Raw genomic sequence first — 15,836 nt, forward strand, 5'->3', positions numbered from 1 at the left:
CGGAGTCCGCCCCGCCGCGCGGGTGCCACGATCGTCATGCTGTCGGAATGGCAGCGAAGGATGACCTCGGTAGAGCCGGGGAAGAACGGGCGGCGCGGCATCTCGTCGGCGCCGGGTACACACTCCTGGACCGCAACTGGCGTTGCGCACAAGGTGAGATCGACATCGTGGCTCTCCAGGGCGAGGACCTCGTCTTCGTCGAGGTGAAGACGCGGCGGACGATCGACTACGGTCATCCGTTCGAGGCGATCGACGCGCGCAAGAAGCGGCGGATGTGGGGGCTCGCCCACGCCTGGGCCGTCGCGCACCCGCTTCATGCTCGTGGGCGTCGGATCAGGCTCGATGTGGTGGGGATCGTCGGTCACGACCCGTCATCCGGTTCGCTCGAGCACGTGGCGGACCTCGTATGAGCACCACACGCACCTGGGCGGTCGCCATCACAGGGGTGGACGGGCACATGGTCGAGGTCGAGGCGGACCTCTCGAACCAGACGCCGGAGTTCAAGATCATCGGGCTGCCCGACAAGTCGCTCGGAGAGGCGGTGCAGCGCGTGCACAACGCATGCAAGAACTCCGGACTCGACCTCCCGCGGCGAAGGATGACGGTGAATCTCTCGCCGGCCAGCCTGCCGAAGCACGGATCGGGCTTCGACCTCGCGGTCGCCGTCGCGACACTCGCTGCGGGGGATGCGATCTCCCCGCGATCGATCCGGGACACCGTGCACGTCGGCGAGCTCGGTCTCGACGGTCGCGTTCGACCGGTGGCCGGAGTGCTCCCCGCGGTGTTCGCGGCCGCGAGGGCAGGCTTCGAGCGCGTGATCGTGCCCCAGGCCAACGCCGCCGAAGCGCGACTGGTGACCGGGATCGAGGTCCGCGGGGCGCGCTCGCTCGCGGAGGTGGCGGTCTGGCACGGGGCGGATGTCGAGATCCCCGAGGTGCCCGTCGAAGAACCGCCCGCCGTGGAGGAGGAACCGAGCGAGTCGCTCGACCTCGCGGACATCGTGGGGCAGGAGTCGGCGGTCGAGGCGCTCGTGGTCGCCGCAGCGGGCGGGCACCACATGCTCCTCAGCGGTCCCCCTGGCGCCGGCAAGACGATGCTCGCGCGACGTCTCCCCGGAATCCTTCCACCGCTCACCGAAGGCGAAGCACTCGAGGTCGCCTCGATCCGCTCGCTGATGGGTGACCGAGTGGCGTGCCTCGACCGGACCCCACCGATCGAGGCACCGCATCACAGCGCATCCGTCGCCGCACTGGTCGGCGGCGGATCGCGGGTGGCGCGTCCCGGCGCGATCGTGCGCGCCCATCGCGGCGTGCTGTTCCTCGACGAGGCGGCCGAGTTCTCGAGGGTGGCTCTGGACGCGCTTCGCCAGCCGCTCGAATCCGGCGCGATCGAGGTGATCCGTTCGGGGTTCACCGCACGGTTCCCCGCGCGCTTCCAACTCCTGCTCGCGATGAATCCGTGTCCGTGCGGCAATTACGGCGTGCGCGGCGCGGAATGCACCTGCCCGGCGCAGGCGATCAGACGATATGCGACCCGGCTCTCGGGACCCCTCCGCGACCGTATCGACATCGAGTTGCGTGTCGCGAGAGTGGCTGCATCGCGCGCGACCGCAGGTGGCCGCTCCGAATTCTCGACGGCCGCCGCTCGACAACGCGTCGCCGATGCGCGGGGTCGTGCCGCCGCGAGGTGGACGGGGACGCCGTGGTCGCGGAACGCCGACATCCCGGGGACGTGGCTCCGGCAGGGGGAGTTCCGCCTGGACTCCGCGGATCGTCAGCCGCTCGATCGCGCACTCGAGCGGGGAGCGCTGACCCTGCGCGGCTACGACAGGGTGTTGCGGTTGGCGTGGACGATGGCCGACCTCGCCGGACTCGCGCGTCCTCGACCGGATGAGATCGGTCGAGCGCTGCTCCTCAAGAGGGGGATGACGCCGTGACCCACGAGATGATCGGCGACCGGGAGGTCGCGCGTGCGGCGTCCGCTCTCCGAGCAGGTGAGGCGGGCGTATCGACGGAGGCGATCGCTCGCGCGGCGTGGTCGGTGCTCGCGGAACCGGGCGACGGCGTCGCGGGCTCGCTGATCCGGGAACTCGGTGCCGCCGGTGCCCTCGAGCTTGCCCTCGATGCGCCGAGTCCGGCGGATGGTCGTGTGGACGGCTCCGCACGGGCGCATCGCGCGTTGGCGGAAGGGAGAGCGCGCTGGCGGCCGCGTGCGCAGACCCGTGCGTTGGTCGACGCCTTGCACGGTGCGAGCCAGGTCGGTGCGCGCCTGGTGATCCCCGGCGACCCGGACTGGCCGGATTCGCTGGACGACCTGGGGGAGCACGCTCCACCGGCGCTGTGGGTTCGCGGGGACGCCCGACTCCTGAGGGCGACCCCGCGCGTGGCCATCGTCGGCGCTCGCGCGGCGACCGGGTACGGCGAGCACATCGCCGCCGAGATCGCCGGAGATCTCGCCGCGGGCGGTGCGACGGTCGTCTCGGGCGGGGCGTACGGCATCGACGGCGTCGCGCATCGTGCGGCGCTCGGAGTCCGAGGGGCGACCATCGCGTTCCTGGCCGGCGGTGTGGACCGCGCGTATCCCTCCGGACACCAGGAGCTCTTCACCCGAATAGCCGGGCACGGAGCGGTCGTCAGCGAGTTGCCGTGCGGAGCCGCACCGACGAAGTGGCGCTTCCTGGCCCGAAACCGTCTGATCGCGGCACTCGGCCAGGCGACCGTGGTCGTCGAGGCGGGTTGGCGGAGCGGCTCCCTCAACACGGCGGGTCACGCGGCGGCGCTGGGGAGACCCCTCGGAGCCGTGCCGGGGCCGGTGACCTCGGCGGCCTCAGCGGGGTGCCATCGCCTGCTCCGTGAGTACGACGCACGCTGTGTGACCTGCGCAGCAGAGGTCCGCGAGCTCTGGGGCGACGACACGCAGGAGGCGTCGGCTTCGCGGCGCCAGGATCCGGATCGCACCCGTCTGCTCGACGCTCTCGGAACGCGGACGCCGCTCGACGTCATGGAGATCTGTCGACGCAGCGGTCTCGCCCCCGACCGGGTGCGCGCGCTGCTCGGTCTGCTCGACCTCGAGGGGATCCTGACACGATCGGATGCGGGGTGGGTGCGCGCGGCGACCCGCTGATCGAGCCGCGGCGGCGAGGTGCGATCTCTCGCACCGTCATCCGGTGCATGCTGGAGCCATGCAGCTCGCCGCCGCCGTCCAGGCCTTCACGGAGTACCTCGAGCGGGTGCGCCGGCTGTCGGCGGCGACGGTGCGCGCCTATCGCTCCGACCTGCGGGACCTGACAGCGTCGGCCGGAGACATCACGATCGGGGACGTCGATCTCGACGTGCTCCGCGACTGGCTGTGGAAAGCGACCCAGCGCGGAGATGCACGCTCGACGTTGGCGCGCCGCGCGGCGGCGGCGCGATCGTTCTTCACCTGGGCGACCGAGCACGAGATCATCGCGCACGATCCGAGTCTCCGCCTGATCGCTCCGAAGCGCGGTCGCACCCTGCCGGTCGTGGCCTCGAAGGACGCGATGACTTCGCTTCTCGAGCAGCACCGCATCCGCGCGACCGCCGGCGGAGACCCGCTCGCTCTCCGCGACCATGCGATCCTCGAGACGCTCTACGGCTCCGGCATCCGTGTCTCCGAACTCTGCGGACTGGACATCGACGATCTCGACGTCGATCGCCGTACCGCGCGCGTGCTCGGCAAAGGCGCCAAGGAACGAGTCGTGCCCTTCGGGGTGCCCGCCCGTGAGGCGCTGAACGCGTACCTGCGGCGCGCGCGCCCGGCGCTCGTCGCCCGGAGCGATGCCCCCGGTGCCGCCGTCTTCCTCGGCAGCCGCGGCGGGCGAATCGGACCGCGCGCGGTGTACTCGCTGGTGGCAGAAGTGCTCGGCCCTCTCGTGGGGTCGGAGACGGTCGGTCCACATGCACTCCGGCATACGGCGGCGACGCACCTCCTCGACGGCGGCGCCGACCTGCGCGCCGTGCAGGAGATCCTCGGCCACGCCAGCCTGGGTACCACGCAGATCTACACGCACGTCTCCGCCGAGCGACTGACCGCCACCTACCGTCTCGCGCACCCGCGCGCCTGAGCGGGCGTCACGAACCGTCGCAGCACGGCAGAAGGACCGCTCTGGCCGGTGCGCCGAAGAGCAGGAGCGGATTGATGTAGACGCGGTCGAGGCGCACCCCCACGTGCAGGGTGCCGACCATGCTGTGCCCACCCTGCGCGACGACCCCCACGATGTCTCCCGCCACCACGGTGTCGCCGGGATTCAGGGAGGAGGCGAGCGGCTCGAAGGTCGAGACGTATCCGGCGCCGTGGTCGATCGTGAGCAGCGGACGGTCGACGACGGTTCCGCGGAAGGCTACGACGCCGTCCGCGGGTGCACGGACCTCCTGTCCCGGAACGCCGGCGATGTCGATCCCGCGGTGGCCGGCCCCGTAGGCGTGAGCGGGAGCGCGGTACGGCGCCGTCACGGATCGCGGGCCGTCGAGGGGCCAGCGCCACGCGGCGTCGTTCTCCGACGAGTAGGACCGGACCGAGGGGTCGGGCTCGAGGGCGGCGATCGCAGGATCGTTCGCGCCGAGTGCGAGCGCGATGAGGAGGGCGGCGATCAGGAAGACACGTCCGGGTGGGGTCATGCCGAGAGTCTGCGGGTCGTTCAGGCCGACGAGACGTGAGTCCGAGCGACGGGCCCGGAGGCGGGGGAGAAGTGCGCGATGTCGCCGCCCGTGGAGAGCAGGACAGGCGGTCGTTGTCCTGTATGCTGGAGGGGCACCTCGAAATCGGGGTGACTACGCGTGCCCAGAGCGACTCCGGTCGTGGCATCCACTCCCACAGGTCCTTCCTCGGAAGGCGGGTGTGCGCCGGGCACCAGGAAGTCCGATCGAACGATCGGCGAAAACCTCAACGGCGCACCGCGCCAGAACAAGGAGACGACCATGGCTGTGGTCACCATCCGCCAGCTGCTCGACAGCGGCGTGCACTTCGGACACCAGACCCGTCGTTGGAACCCGAAGGTGAAGCGCTTCATCCTCACCGAGCGCAGCGGCATCCACATCATCGACCTGCAGCAGTCGCTCGGCTACATCGACAAGGCCTACGACTTCGTCAAGGAGACCGTCGCCCACGGTGGCACGATCCTCTTCGTCGGCACCAAGAAGCAGGCGCAGGAGATCCTCGCCGAGCAGGCCACGCGCGTCGGTCAGCCCTTCGTCAACCAGCGCTGGCTCGGTGGACTCCTCACGAACTTCCAGACGATCTCCAAGCGCCTCGCGCGCATGAAGGAGCTCGAGGAGCTCGACTACGAGACCCCGGCGAACAGCGGCTTCACGAAGAAGGAGCTCCTGCTCAAGAAGCGCGAGCTCGACAAGCTGCACAAGTCGCTCGGTGGAATCCGCAACCTCACCAAGACGCCGTCGGCCATCTGGGTCGTCGACGCCAAGCGCGAGCACCTCGCCATCGACGAGGCCAAGAAGCTCGGCATCCCCGTGATCGGCATCCTCGACACGAACGCCGACCCGGACGACTTCCAGTACCCGATCCCCGGCAACGACGACGCGATCCGCTCGGTCTCGCTGCTGACGCGCATCATCGCCGACGCCGCTGCCGAGGGCCTGCAGCAGAAGCACAACCCGGAGACGGGCGACGCCGAGCCTCTCGCCGACTGGGAGAAGGAGCTCCTCGAGACTCCCGCCCAGGAGGTCCAGGAGTCCGCTGACGCCGCTGCCGTCGAGACCGCGGCTGACGAGGCCGCCGTCGTCGAGACGCCCGCCGCCGACGAGACCGCTGCCGACGCGGCCGGTGCAGAGGCTCACGACGAGGCGATCGCCGCCGCTTCCGGCGAGGAGACCGCTGAGGTCGCCGCCGCCGAGGCCGCAGACGCCAAGTAATCCCGCGACCACCACACACATCACGAAGCAAGGAGCCACCACACATGGCCAACTTCACCATCGCTGACCTCAAGGCGCTGCGTGAGCAGCTCGGTACGGGAATGGTCGACACCAAGAAGGCGCTCGAGGAGGCCGACGGAGACGTCGAGAAGGCCACCGAGATCCTGCGTCTCAAGGGTGCGAAGGGCAACGCGAAGCGCGCTGACCGTTCGACCAGCGAGGGACTCGTCGTCGCTCGCGAGCAGGCCGGTGCCGTGACGCTGATCGAGCTCGCGTGCGAGACCGACTTCGTCGCCAAGAACGACCGCTTCATCGCGCTGGCCGACAAGGTCGCCGACGCCGCTGCAGCCGTCAAGGCCGACTCGGTCGAGGCGGCCCTGGCCGCCGACGCGGCGGGTCAGTCCGTCGAGCAGCTGATCTCGGAAGAGGCTGCGATCATCGGCGAGAAGGTCGAACTGCGTCGTGTGCGTACGATCGCCGGCGACAACGTCGAGGTCTACCTGCACCGCACCAGCAAGGACCTGCCGCCGCAGATCGGTGTCGTCGTCGCCTACTCGGGCGACGACGCGGACACCGCTCGCAGCATCGCGCAGCACATCTCGTTCGCCAACCCGTCGTACCTCTCCCGCGAGGACGTTCCGGCTGACGCCGTCGAGAAGGAGCGGGAGATCGTCACCGAGATCTCGCGCAACGAGGGAAAGCCCGAAGCGGCTCTCCCCAAGATCGTCGAAGGCCGCGTCTCCGCGTTCATCAAGCAGGTCGCCCTGCTGGAGCAGGACTACGCCAAGGACAACAAGCTCTCTGTCGCCCAGGTGGCGAAGGACGCCGGTATCACCGTGACGGACTTCGCGCGCTTCAAGGTCGGCGCGTAGCAGAGTCGAAGGGGTTCGGATCGGTGAGATCCGAACCCCTTCTTCATGCCCAGAAGGCACTATCTTGAATCGGGACGAGAGGACAACACCCATGACCGAACGCACCGGACGCCGCCGCGTCCTTCTCAAGCTCTCCGGAGAGGCATTCGGCGCCGGTCAGCTGGGTGTCAACCCGGATGTCGTCGGCCAGATCGCGCGCGACATCGCCGCAGCCGTCGACCGCGTCGAGGTCGCCATCGTCGTGGGCGGGGGCAATTTCTTCCGCGGCGCCGAGCTGAGCCAGCGTGGCATGGACCGGGGGCGCGCCGACTACATGGGCATGCTCGGAACCGTGATGAACGCGCTCGCGCTGCAGGACTTCCTCGAACAGGCCGGGGCGGCCACGCGTGTGCAGTCCGCGATCTCCATGACCCAGGTCGCCGAGCCCTACATCCCGCGCCGGGCGGAGCGTCACCTCGAGAAGGGCCGCGTCGTCATCTTCGGTGCCGGTGCCGGCCTCCCGTACTTCTCCACCGATACGGTCGCCGCTCAGCGCGCGCTCGAGATCGGCGCGGAGGAGGTCCTCGTCGCGAAGAACGGCGTCGACGCCATCTACACGGCCGACCCCAACAAGCACGCGGATGCCGAGCGCATCGAGCGGGTCACGTACAGCGACGCGCTGCAGCGCGGACTGAAGGTCGTCGATTCGACCGCCTTCAGCCTGTGCATGGACAACAACATGAACATGCGCGTCTTCGGCATGGAGCCGGCGGGCAACGTGACGCGCGCCCTTCTCGGTGAGCCGATCGGCACCCTGGTCACCACCTGAGTGTGTGACGCGGCGGAGAAGGCTTCGCCCGATAGAATTTGCAGAACACCCCGACGATAGGAGTCACCGTGATCGCGGACGTCCTCGCTGAAACCACCACCCGCATGGACCGGGCGGTCGAAGCTGCCAAGGAGGACTTCTCCACGGTGCGCACCGGTCGCGCGAACCCCCAGCTCTTCCAGAAGGTCCTCGTCGACTACTACGGAACGCCGACCCCGATCGGTCAGCTGGCATCGATGGTCAACCAGGAGGCGCGCACCCTCGTCATCACGCCGTACGACAAGTCGGCGCTCAAGGCGATCGAGCAGGCCATCCGCGACATGCCGAACCTCGGGGCGAACCCGACGAACGACGGCAATCTCGTGCGGGTGACGATGCCGGAGCTGACGGCCGACCGTCGCAAGGAGTACGTCAAGCTCGTCAAGTCGAAGGGCGAGGACGCGAAGGTCCACGTCCGCGGCATCCGCCGCAAGGCGAAGGACGACCTCGATGCGCTCAAGAGCGAGGTCGGTGAAGACGAGATCGCGCGTGGCGAGAAGGAGCTCGATGCTCTCACCCGCCAGCACGTCGACCTCATCGACGACGCGCTCAAGCGCAAAGAGGCAGAACTCCTCGAGGTGTGAGGACGGATGTCTGACACGCGAGATTCCGAGGACGGTGCGCCGTTGACCCGCCGCGAGGCGCGGGATGCGACGACGCCGGACTCGGGCATCCCGTTGGCGGACGAGGCGTTCCCCGCCTTCGACGCCTCGCTCATCCCGCCCCGCCCTCCGCTCCCGGACGAGCCGGCCGTGGTGATCCCCGACATGATCGACACGGCGGACCACAACGCCATCCGTGAACAGTGGCGGGCGAAGCGCGACGAGTTCGGAAGTCACGTCTCGCATGCCCGAGACCAGATCGACCAGGCGAACGAGCGGATCAAGCAGCGCACGGGTCGTGACCTCGTGCTCGCGATCCTCATCGGCCTCGCGTTCGGTGCGGCTCTTCTCGGTTCCCTCCTGTTCATCAAGGTGCTCTTCGTTCCGTTCGCCCTGGCGGCTGCGCTGCTCGGGGTCTACGAACTCGCGCGGGCTCTCCGGGCATCCGGCCGCCGGATCGATGTCGTCCCGCAGCTGGTGGCTGCCGGCGCGCTCGTGCTCTCCGGCTATTTCGCGGATATCTGGCTGTGCTGGATCGTGCTGTTCCTCGCCGTGGCATTCGTCATCGTCTGGAGGCTCATCGCGCAGATGTTCGCTCAGGACGGGCGCACCTACGGTGATGTGCTCGCGGATGCCGTCATCGGCGGCTTCGTGCAGGTCTACGTTCCCTTCCTCGCAGCCATCGCACTGATCCTGCTCGGGCAGGAGGGCGGACAGTGGTGGGTGCTCGGCTTCATCGCCATCGCGGTCGCGGCCGACACCGGCGCGTACGCCGCCGGCCTCGCCTTCGGGCGGCATCCGATGGCTCCGCGGATCAGCCCCAAGAAGACCTGGGAGGGTTTCGCCGGTGCGGTCGTCGCCTCGCTGACCGCGGGTGTGCTGCTCGCGATCTACCTTCTCGAACTGCCGTGGTGGGGCGGGCTCATCTTCGGTGCCGCCATCCTGCTGTCGGCGACACTGGGCGATCTGGGTGAGTCGATGCTCAAGCGCGATCTCGGGATCAAGGACATGAGCTCCTGGCTTCCGGGCCACGGCGGGCTGCTCGATCGGCTCGACAGCATCCTGCCGTCGACGGTCCCCGCCCTCTGCCTCTACTTCCTCCTCTCTCCCTGGGTGGTGCTGTCATGAACGACCAGAAGACCGAAGAGCAGCAGTCCTCCCGTGCGGCCTTCGCCGTCGCCACGGGGCGCACCAAGGGATATCACCCTGCGGCCGTCGACACCTTCCTCGCCTCGGCGCGCGCCGCCTTCGAGCACGGGGGAGATCTCGGTGCGGCGGATGTCCGCACAGCCTCGTTCCCGCTCGTGAAGGGCGGCTACGTGGTCGGTGACGTCGACGCCGCACTGAGCCGTGTCGAGGACGCTTTCGCCGCGCGCGAGCGCGATCGTGCCGTGCGTTCCGAGGGCGCGGGCGTCTGGGTCGAGCAGGCGCGCGACGAGGCTCAGGTGATCCTCGACCATCTCGCGCGTCCGCGCCGTCACCGCTTCGCCCGCACGGGTGCACTCACCTTCGGATACCGCGTCGACGAGGTCGACCACGTGGCGACGCGCATCGTGCGCTACCTTCGCGACGGCGACGCGTTGAGCGCGGAACAGCTGCGTTCGGCGGCCTTCCGGATGCAGCGCGGCGGTTATCGCGAGGAGCAGGTGGACGCCCTGCTCGACGCGGCGATCGACGTGATCCTCGCCGTCCGCTGACCTTCTCATGGCCGTCCCAGGCAGTCTTGCGTAGACTGTCGACCATCGTGAACTCCCGAAACGACATGACACCTGCACGACGTGACGCCTCGCCGGTACCTGTGGCGACGGCGAATTCCGCGCATCGTGGTACTCGTCGATGGTCGCGTCGCCGCGGTGTGGTCGCGGCATTCGCATCGCTCGCGGTCGTCGGTTTCGCGGCCGCGATGGTCGCACCGACCGCCGTCGCTCTCGCGGATCCGCCCGAGCAGGAGACGCCGGACAGCGCGTACTCCGTCGCACTCGAAGACACCCAGAACCTGACGGTGACGGTCGAAGGTGCCGAGATCGCTCCGGTCGAGCGCGGATCCTTCGAGGTCTACGTGACGCCGAAGCCAACTCCCACGCCCACGCCGACGACGGCCTCCAAATCGAACTCGGGAGGGACGGCCCCCGCGGCCCCGCTCTTCTACACCGGTGGCGGAGCGCCGGCGGACTGGATGGCTGCCGCGGGAATCGCCGAAGCCGACTGGGGCTACGTCGATTACGTCGTGTCGCGCGAGAGCGGGTGGAACCCGAACGCCACGAACAGCAGTTCGGGTGCCTGCGGCCTCGTGCAGGCTCTGCCCTGCAGCAAGGTGCCGGGCAACGGGTACGACCCGGTCGACAACCTGCGCTGGGCGAGCGGCTACGCGACCGGGCGCTACGGCAGTTGGGCCGGCGCCTACAACTTCTGGATCAACAACCACTGGTGGTGAGCAGGCACGATGCCCCGCTCCCGCAGGCGGCCTCCTTCGCGATCTGAGGCCGACGAGTCCTTCGAACGCCTCCTCGCGGGGTGGAAGCGTACCGAGACCCGTCGCGGTGCGGAGTGGACCGTGCAGCCCGTCTCGGCGATCCAGGCCCAGAAGTCCTACGTGTGCCCCGGGTGCTCTCGCACGATCGAACCGGGCACCGCTCATCTCGTCGCCTGGCGCGCCGATGGAGTCCTCGGCGATGCCGCCGACCTCGCCGCACGCAGGCACTGGCACACACACTGTTGGAGGCAATCGTGACCATCGAGATCCGCGGACCGCTCGAACTGCCCGCGCAGCGGGAGGACATCGAGCTGCGTACGGCCGACGGCCTCACGCTCGTCGGTGAACTCGCTCTCCCCGAAGGGGCCGACCCCGTCGCGACCCTCGTGACTCTTCACCCGCTCCCCACCGCGGGAGGGTTCATGGACTCGCACATCCTGCGCAAGGCCGCGGCGCGCCTCCCTGCCCTCGCGAACCTCGCCGTCCTGCGGTTCAACACGCGGGGGACGACGTCGCCCCGCGGCACGAGCGAAGGGGCGTTCGACGGGGGAGCGGCGGAGCAGTTCGATGTGGCCGCCGCGATGGAGTTCGTCCACGAGCGCGAGCTGCCGCGCCCCTGGCTGCTCGGATGGTCGTTCGGCACGGAGCTGGCCCTCAAATACGGGCGGGATCACGACATCGCGGGCGTCATCCTGCTCTCTCCGCCCCTGCATCGCGCGACGGACGCCGAGGTCGCCGCGTGGGCGCAGTTCGATCGGCCGGTCGTGATCCTCGTCCCCGAGTTCGACGACTACCTCCGGCCCGAGGAGGCGCGTGAGCGCTTCGCCTCGATCCCGCATTCGACGCTGATCGCCGTCGACGGCGGCAAGCACCTCTGGGTGGGGGAGTCGCAGACGCGCCGTGTGCTCACCGAGATCGTGGCCGCCGTCCACCCGGCGGCCCTTCCGCTGCCGACAGAGTGGCCGGCATCGCGCTGAGCGGCGTCAGAGCTCGTTCATGCGGGGGATGAGCACCTGGCGGTAGATGATCAGGATGCTCGCGGCGACGGGGATCGCGATGAGCGCTCCGAGGAGGCCGAGCAGGCTGCCGCCGGCGAGCGCGGCGACCACGACGACCGCACCCGGTACCGACACGGCGCGGCTCATGATGCGCGGAGAGATCACGTACGCCTCGATCTGCATGTAGATCAGGTAGTAGATGCCGGCGGTGATCGCGGTCGCGGGGGATCCGAGACCCGGGATCAGGCAGATGAGCACGATGAGCGTGGAGCCGGTGAGCGTACCCACGAGCGGGATGAGCGAGAAGAAGAACGCGATGACCGCGAGCACGGCAGGGAAGGGCGCCTGGATGATCGAGAGGAAGATCGCGCTCAGCACGCCGTTGATCACGCCGAGCGAGACCTGGCCCATGACGTAGTACCCGACCGAGTCGGTGATCTGGTCGGCCAGGTCGATGAAGCGCTCCCGCTTCGAGGCCGGCGCGAGCTGGTAGACGGCGCGCTTGAGTGAGGGAGTGGATGCCGTGAGGTACACCGTGAGGATCAGCACGATGAAAGCGCCGAACAGGCCGGTGATGATCGAGGTGCCGACCACGATCACGCTCTCGGTTATCGTTCCCCAGTTCTCGAGCAGCCAGTCGGTCGCACGCGTGAACGTGTCGTCGATGAATGAGGGCTGCAGGCCCGGGAAGACATCGCTGATCCAGTCCTTCACGTCGCCGATGTAGGTGCTCTGCAGGAACAGCGTGATGCGCCGGACGAGCTGGCTGATCTGATCGACCAGGATGGGGAGCACCATCAGGACGATGCCCGCGAAGACGCCCAGCACTCCGAGGATGGTGACGAGCACCGCGAGCCAGCGGGGGAGCTTGCGGCGTTCGAGGAATGCGACCACCGGGTCGAGTCCGAGGCTGAGGAACAGCGCGGTGCCGACGTACAGCAGGACGGTGGAGAGGTTCTGCAGGCTTCCGATCAGGAGGATGCCGAGGCCCACTCCGAGCGTCGCCACCAGGGCGGTGCGGAAGGGGTTGTGGATCTTCATCTCGACTCCTCGTGTCGGGGTGCTGCCAGGCTACCGATCGTGCCACGCGCAGCCCGCGCGACGTGCCGTTCCACACCGGGGGAATCACCCTTGTGGGCAACACACAGGTGGTTTCGCTAGTCTGAAATGTCGAGTGTTGCGTCCCGGCCGATCGTGCGGGATGCGTGAGGAGACTATTCGTGCGTTTCGTATGGGCCGTCGTGGCCTTCGTCCTGGCCGCGGCCCTGATCGGTGCCGGCATCGCTCAGCGCACCATCTTCATGGGGCCGGATTCGGTGCAGGAGAAGGTGCAGATCGAAGAGCCTGCGCCGTTCATCCTGCTCGACGGGGATGTGCTGCGTGCCCACCCCGGCGCGCAGACGCTGCTGATCAGCGGCGACGGCGACATCTTCTCCGCTTACGGACGCACGGCCGACATGGAGGCGTGGCTCGCCGACTCCGACTACAACCAGGTGACCGTCGACGACGACGGATCCTTCCAGGTCGAACACATCGCCGCGCCTGCGGCCGAGGATGACGCAGTCGACTCGGGAGACGCCGCGACGGAGGAGCCGACCGCCGAGGACGACCCCGCTGCAGACAGCGGACGCAACCCCGTCGGATCCGACCTGTGGCTGAACTCCTTCAGCGACACCGACTCGCTGTCGCTCGACAATCTCCGTCTCCCCGAGGGAGTCAGCGTGCTCGTCGCCTACGACGGGACCGAGAACGCGCCCGACGACATCGTGGCGTCCTGGCCGCTCGACACGTCCACCCCGGCCGCAGGTCCGCTCATGGCAGGCGGGGGTGTGCTGTTGCTGGTGGGACTGATCCTCTACGTGCTCGGCATCCGTCATCAGCGTCGCGGTCGCGGTCCGCGTCGCAAGGGCCCGGGTCCGCTCCCGGTGACCGAGCCCATCGACCTCGCCTCCCTGCCCGCGGGCGAACGCGCAGCGATAGAGAGCGGAGCGACCCCGGCGAAGCCGCAGGCCACCGACGACGACGTCCAGGACGCCGAGATCGTCGACGAGCCCGCTGCGCCCGCAGACGAGAAGACCGGCGGGAAGACGGACGAGAAGACCGAGGGGAAGTCGACGATGAAGGCCGCAGATCCCGCTCGCCGGCGTCGCCGTCTCCTCGTCGTACCGATCCTCGGGCTCACCGCGGTGCTCGCGGCTGGTTGCTCGTCCGATTCGTGGCCGCAACTGGGCGCTCCCGAGGCGACACCGTCGCCCACTCCGACGGTGATCGCCCCCGAGAACCAGAAGCCGCCGGCCGTCACCGAGGGTCAGGCCGAACGCATCCTCGGCGAGATCTCCACCACACTCGTCGAAGCCGACACGAACCGCGATCTCGATCTCGCCAAGACGCGGCTCGACGGACCGGCGCTGACGGCTCGCACGACGGATTACGCCCTGCGCACCGCGATCGCCGATTCTCCCGTTCCCGCCGCGATCCCCACCGACGACGTGGAGGTCGTGCTCCCCGAGGCGACCGATCGTTGGCCCCGTACGACGCTCCTGCTCTCCAAGAGCGCGGACGACGAGACCGTCCCGCCCGTGCTGCTCACCATGACGCAGCAGGATCCGTGGTCGAACTACAAGGTGACGAACATCGCGGAGATGTCGGCGGACGCGGTGTTCCCGGACGTCGCCGCCGCCTGGCTCGGCACCGCGCTGGTCCCGGATGACTCCGCCTTCCTCAGCATCGCTCCCGGCGAACTCGCCGCCGCGTTCGCGGACGTCGTCGACACGGGGGAGAAGAGCGCCTCCAACGGGCTCTTCGACGATCTCTCGCAGAAGCTCGCGACCTCGATCCGCGACAGTCGGCAGACGGTGGTCCAGAACCTCATCGACAACGGTGCGGCCGAGACGTCCGAGGTCAGTTTCGACATGGCGCCGACCGACACCCCCGCCGTCTCGATGACGACCCTCGACAGCGGAGCGATCGTCGGCATCACGCTGACCGACGCCGAGACCGTGAAGCCGACGTCCGCCGACGCCGTCATCCGCTTCGGGGACAACGCGAAGGCCAATGCTCTCACCGGCGTCTCGGAGTCCGCGAAGGGCGTCGTGACGACCTATGAGTTCCAGCTCTTCTTCTCGGTCCCCGCGCAGGGATCCACCGAGCAGATCAAACTCCTGGCATCGCGTCAGGATCTCGTCTCCGTAGAGGTGATCAAGTGACCGAGTTGTCTCCTGCGGCGCTGCGTGGTGCCGTCGACCTGTCGAGCCTGCGCAACCGGCCGGCCGCTCCCGCGCCCGGCGCCCCGGCGGCGCCCGCCGCGGGCACACCTTTCGCCGATCTCGTGATCGATGCGACCGACGAGACGTTCGGGCAGGTGCTCGAGCTGTCGCGCACGGTGCCCGTCGTCGTCGACCTCTGGGCGGAGTGGTGCGGGCCGTGCAAGCAGCTCAGCCCCATCATCGAGAAGGTCACCCGCGAGCTGGGCGGGCGTGTGCTGCTGGCGAAGGTCGACGTCGATGCGAATCCGCAGCTGGCGCAGAGCTTCCGCGCGCAGTCCATCCCGATGGTCGTCGCCCTGATCGCCGGACAGCCCGTGCCGATGTTCAACGGCGCCGTTCCCGAGGAGCAGGTGCGCGCGGTCTTCGCGCAGCTGCTGCAGCTCGCCGCGCAGAACGGCGTGACCGGTTCGCTGGCGGTCGACGGCGCGCCGGTCGGCGAGGAGGCTGCCGCTCCCGAGGAGCCCGCGCTGCCGCCGCTTCATGCCGAGGCCTTCGCTGCGATCGAGGCGGGCGACTACGCCGCCGCCATTGTCGCGTACGAGAAGGCGCTCGTGGAGAACCCCCGCGACGAGGACGCTATCGCCGGGCTCGGACAGGTGCGGTTGCTCGATCGCGTGCAGTCGCTCGATCTGCAGACCGCTCGTGCCGCCGCCGCGGCGGCACCGCTCGACATCGCGGCACAGTTCGACGTCGCCGACCTCGATCTCGCGGGTGGGCACGTCGACGATGCCTTCGGACGTCTCCTCGATCTGTTCGCACAGCTCCCGTCGGATGAGCGCACACCGGTTCGCGAGCGTCTCGTCGAGCTGTTCGGACTCATCGGTGCCGGCGACCCTCGCGTCGTCTCGGCGCGGAACCGCCTGACCTCGCTCCTCTTCTGATCACCG

General features: G+C 69.0%; 17 protein-coding genes. 15 read left to right on the forward strand and 2 right to left on the reverse strand.

What is annotated here, in order from left to right; genetic code table 11:
- Positions 1-47 precede the first annotated feature (47 nt).
- Genes ACZ5Y9_RS08970 through ACZ5Y9_RS08985 form a run of 4 tightly spaced genes read left to right on the forward strand, consistent with a single transcriptional unit; the run spans position 48 to position 4,087 of the window.
- Positions 48-410: a YraN family protein gene (locus ACZ5Y9_RS08970; RefSeq protein ID WP_247622591.1), complete on the forward strand. Its 363-nt coding sequence runs from the start codon at positions 48-50 to the stop codon at positions 408-410.
- Entirely contained in the window at positions 407-1,936 is a 1,530-nt protein-coding gene (locus ACZ5Y9_RS08975; RefSeq protein WP_464471171.1) for a YifB family Mg chelatase-like AAA ATPase, read from the forward strand. Before ACZ5Y9_RS08970 ends, ACZ5Y9_RS08975 begins: the two co-directional genes overlap by 4 nt.
- The gene (gene dprA / locus ACZ5Y9_RS08980) at positions 1,933-3,123 is read left to right on the forward strand and encodes a DNA-processing protein DprA (RefSeq protein ID WP_247622589.1); all 1,191 of its coding nucleotides are present in this window, start codon (positions 1,933-1,935) and stop codon (positions 3,121-3,123) included. Before ACZ5Y9_RS08975 ends, dprA begins: the two co-directional genes overlap by 4 nt.
- A gap of 58 nt (positions 3,124-3,181) precedes the next feature.
- On the forward strand, positions 3,182-4,087 hold the full coding sequence (locus ACZ5Y9_RS08985) for a tyrosine recombinase XerC (protein WP_247622588.1): 906 nt from the start codon (positions 3,182-3,184) through the stop codon (positions 4,085-4,087).
- A gap of 7 nt (positions 4,088-4,094) precedes the next feature.
- Here ACZ5Y9_RS08985 and ACZ5Y9_RS08990 read toward each other — a convergent pair whose 3' ends face one another.
- The gene (locus ACZ5Y9_RS08990; RefSeq protein ID WP_247622587.1) at positions 4,095-4,640 is read right to left on the reverse strand and encodes a murein hydrolase activator EnvC family protein; all 546 of its coding nucleotides are present in this window, start codon (positions 4,638-4,640) and stop codon (positions 4,095-4,097) included.
- A gap of 300 nt (positions 4,641-4,940) precedes the next feature.
- On the opposite strand from ACZ5Y9_RS08990, the gene rpsB reads away from it, so the two are divergent.
- From rpsB to ACZ5Y9_RS09035, 9 genes are all read left to right on the forward strand, one after another.
- On the forward strand, positions 4,941-5,891 hold the full coding sequence (gene rpsB, locus ACZ5Y9_RS08995) for a 30S ribosomal protein S2 (protein ID WP_247622586.1): 951 nt from the start codon (positions 4,941-4,943) through the stop codon (positions 5,889-5,891).
- Between the two features lie 44 nt (positions 5,892-5,935).
- Positions 5,936-6,763: a translation elongation factor Ts gene (gene tsf, locus ACZ5Y9_RS09000; RefSeq protein ID WP_247622585.1), complete on the forward strand. Its 828-nt coding sequence runs from the start codon at positions 5,936-5,938 to the stop codon at positions 6,761-6,763.
- 91 nt (positions 6,764-6,854) lie between these two features.
- On the forward strand, positions 6,855-7,571 hold the full coding sequence (gene pyrH, locus ACZ5Y9_RS09005; RefSeq protein ID WP_247622584.1) for a UMP kinase: 717 nt from the start codon (positions 6,855-6,857) through the stop codon (positions 7,569-7,571).
- A gap of 68 nt (positions 7,572-7,639) precedes the next feature.
- Positions 7,640-8,194 (forward strand): ribosome recycling factor, encoded by a 555-nt coding sequence (frr, locus tag ACZ5Y9_RS09010; protein WP_247622583.1) that lies wholly within the window; start codon positions 7,640-7,642, stop codon positions 8,192-8,194.
- Positions 8,195-8,200: 6 nt separating this feature from the next.
- Positions 8,201-9,340 carry a phosphatidate cytidylyltransferase gene (locus ACZ5Y9_RS09015; RefSeq protein WP_404596469.1) on the forward strand — a complete coding sequence of 380 codons (1,140 nt, stop codon included), beginning with the start codon at positions 8,201-8,203 and terminating at the stop codon, positions 9,338-9,340.
- On the forward strand, positions 9,337-9,909 hold the full coding sequence (locus ACZ5Y9_RS09020) for a DivIVA domain-containing protein (protein WP_247632297.1): 573 nt from the start codon (positions 9,337-9,339) through the stop codon (positions 9,907-9,909). The genes ACZ5Y9_RS09015 and ACZ5Y9_RS09020 overlap by 4 nt, the downstream gene beginning before the upstream one ends.
- Before the next feature lie 158 nt (positions 9,910-10,067).
- Positions 10,068-10,646, forward strand: coding sequence for an aggregation-promoting factor C-terminal-like domain-containing protein (locus ACZ5Y9_RS09025; RefSeq protein ID WP_247632296.1), 579 nt, complete (start codon positions 10,068-10,070; stop codon positions 10,644-10,646).
- Between the two features lie 9 nt (positions 10,647-10,655).
- Positions 10,656-10,943, forward strand: coding sequence for a hypothetical protein (locus ACZ5Y9_RS09030; RefSeq protein WP_247956090.1), 288 nt, complete (start codon positions 10,656-10,658; stop codon positions 10,941-10,943).
- Positions 10,944-10,945: 2 nt separating this feature from the next.
- The gene (locus ACZ5Y9_RS09035) at positions 10,946-11,662 is read left to right on the forward strand and encodes an alpha/beta hydrolase (RefSeq protein WP_464472737.1); all 717 of its coding nucleotides are present in this window, start codon (positions 10,946-10,948) and stop codon (positions 11,660-11,662) included.
- A 6-nt stretch (positions 11,663-11,668) separates the two neighbouring features.
- Here the strand turns inward: ACZ5Y9_RS09035 and ACZ5Y9_RS09040 are convergent, their stop codons facing one another.
- A complete protein-coding gene (locus ACZ5Y9_RS09040; RefSeq protein WP_464471172.1) occupies positions 11,669-12,724 on the reverse strand; it encodes an AI-2E family transporter in 1,056 nt (351 codons plus the stop codon).
- Positions 12,725-12,903: 179 nt separating this feature from the next.
- Between ACZ5Y9_RS09040 and ACZ5Y9_RS09045 the strand changes: the two genes are divergently transcribed.
- Both ACZ5Y9_RS09045 and ACZ5Y9_RS09050 read left to right on the forward strand, forming a co-directional pair.
- Positions 12,904-14,889 carry a DUF8094 domain-containing protein gene (locus ACZ5Y9_RS09045; protein WP_247622577.1) on the forward strand — a complete coding sequence of 662 codons (1,986 nt, stop codon included), beginning with the start codon at positions 12,904-12,906 and terminating at the stop codon, positions 14,887-14,889.
- A complete protein-coding gene (locus ACZ5Y9_RS09050) occupies positions 14,886-15,830 on the forward strand; it encodes a tetratricopeptide repeat protein (protein ID WP_247622576.1) in 945 nt (314 codons plus the stop codon). Before ACZ5Y9_RS09045 ends, ACZ5Y9_RS09050 begins: the two co-directional genes overlap by 4 nt.
- Positions 15,831-15,836 lie beyond the last annotated feature (6 nt).

It is taken from the genome of Microbacterium sp. T3-8, from assembly GCF_055398145.1.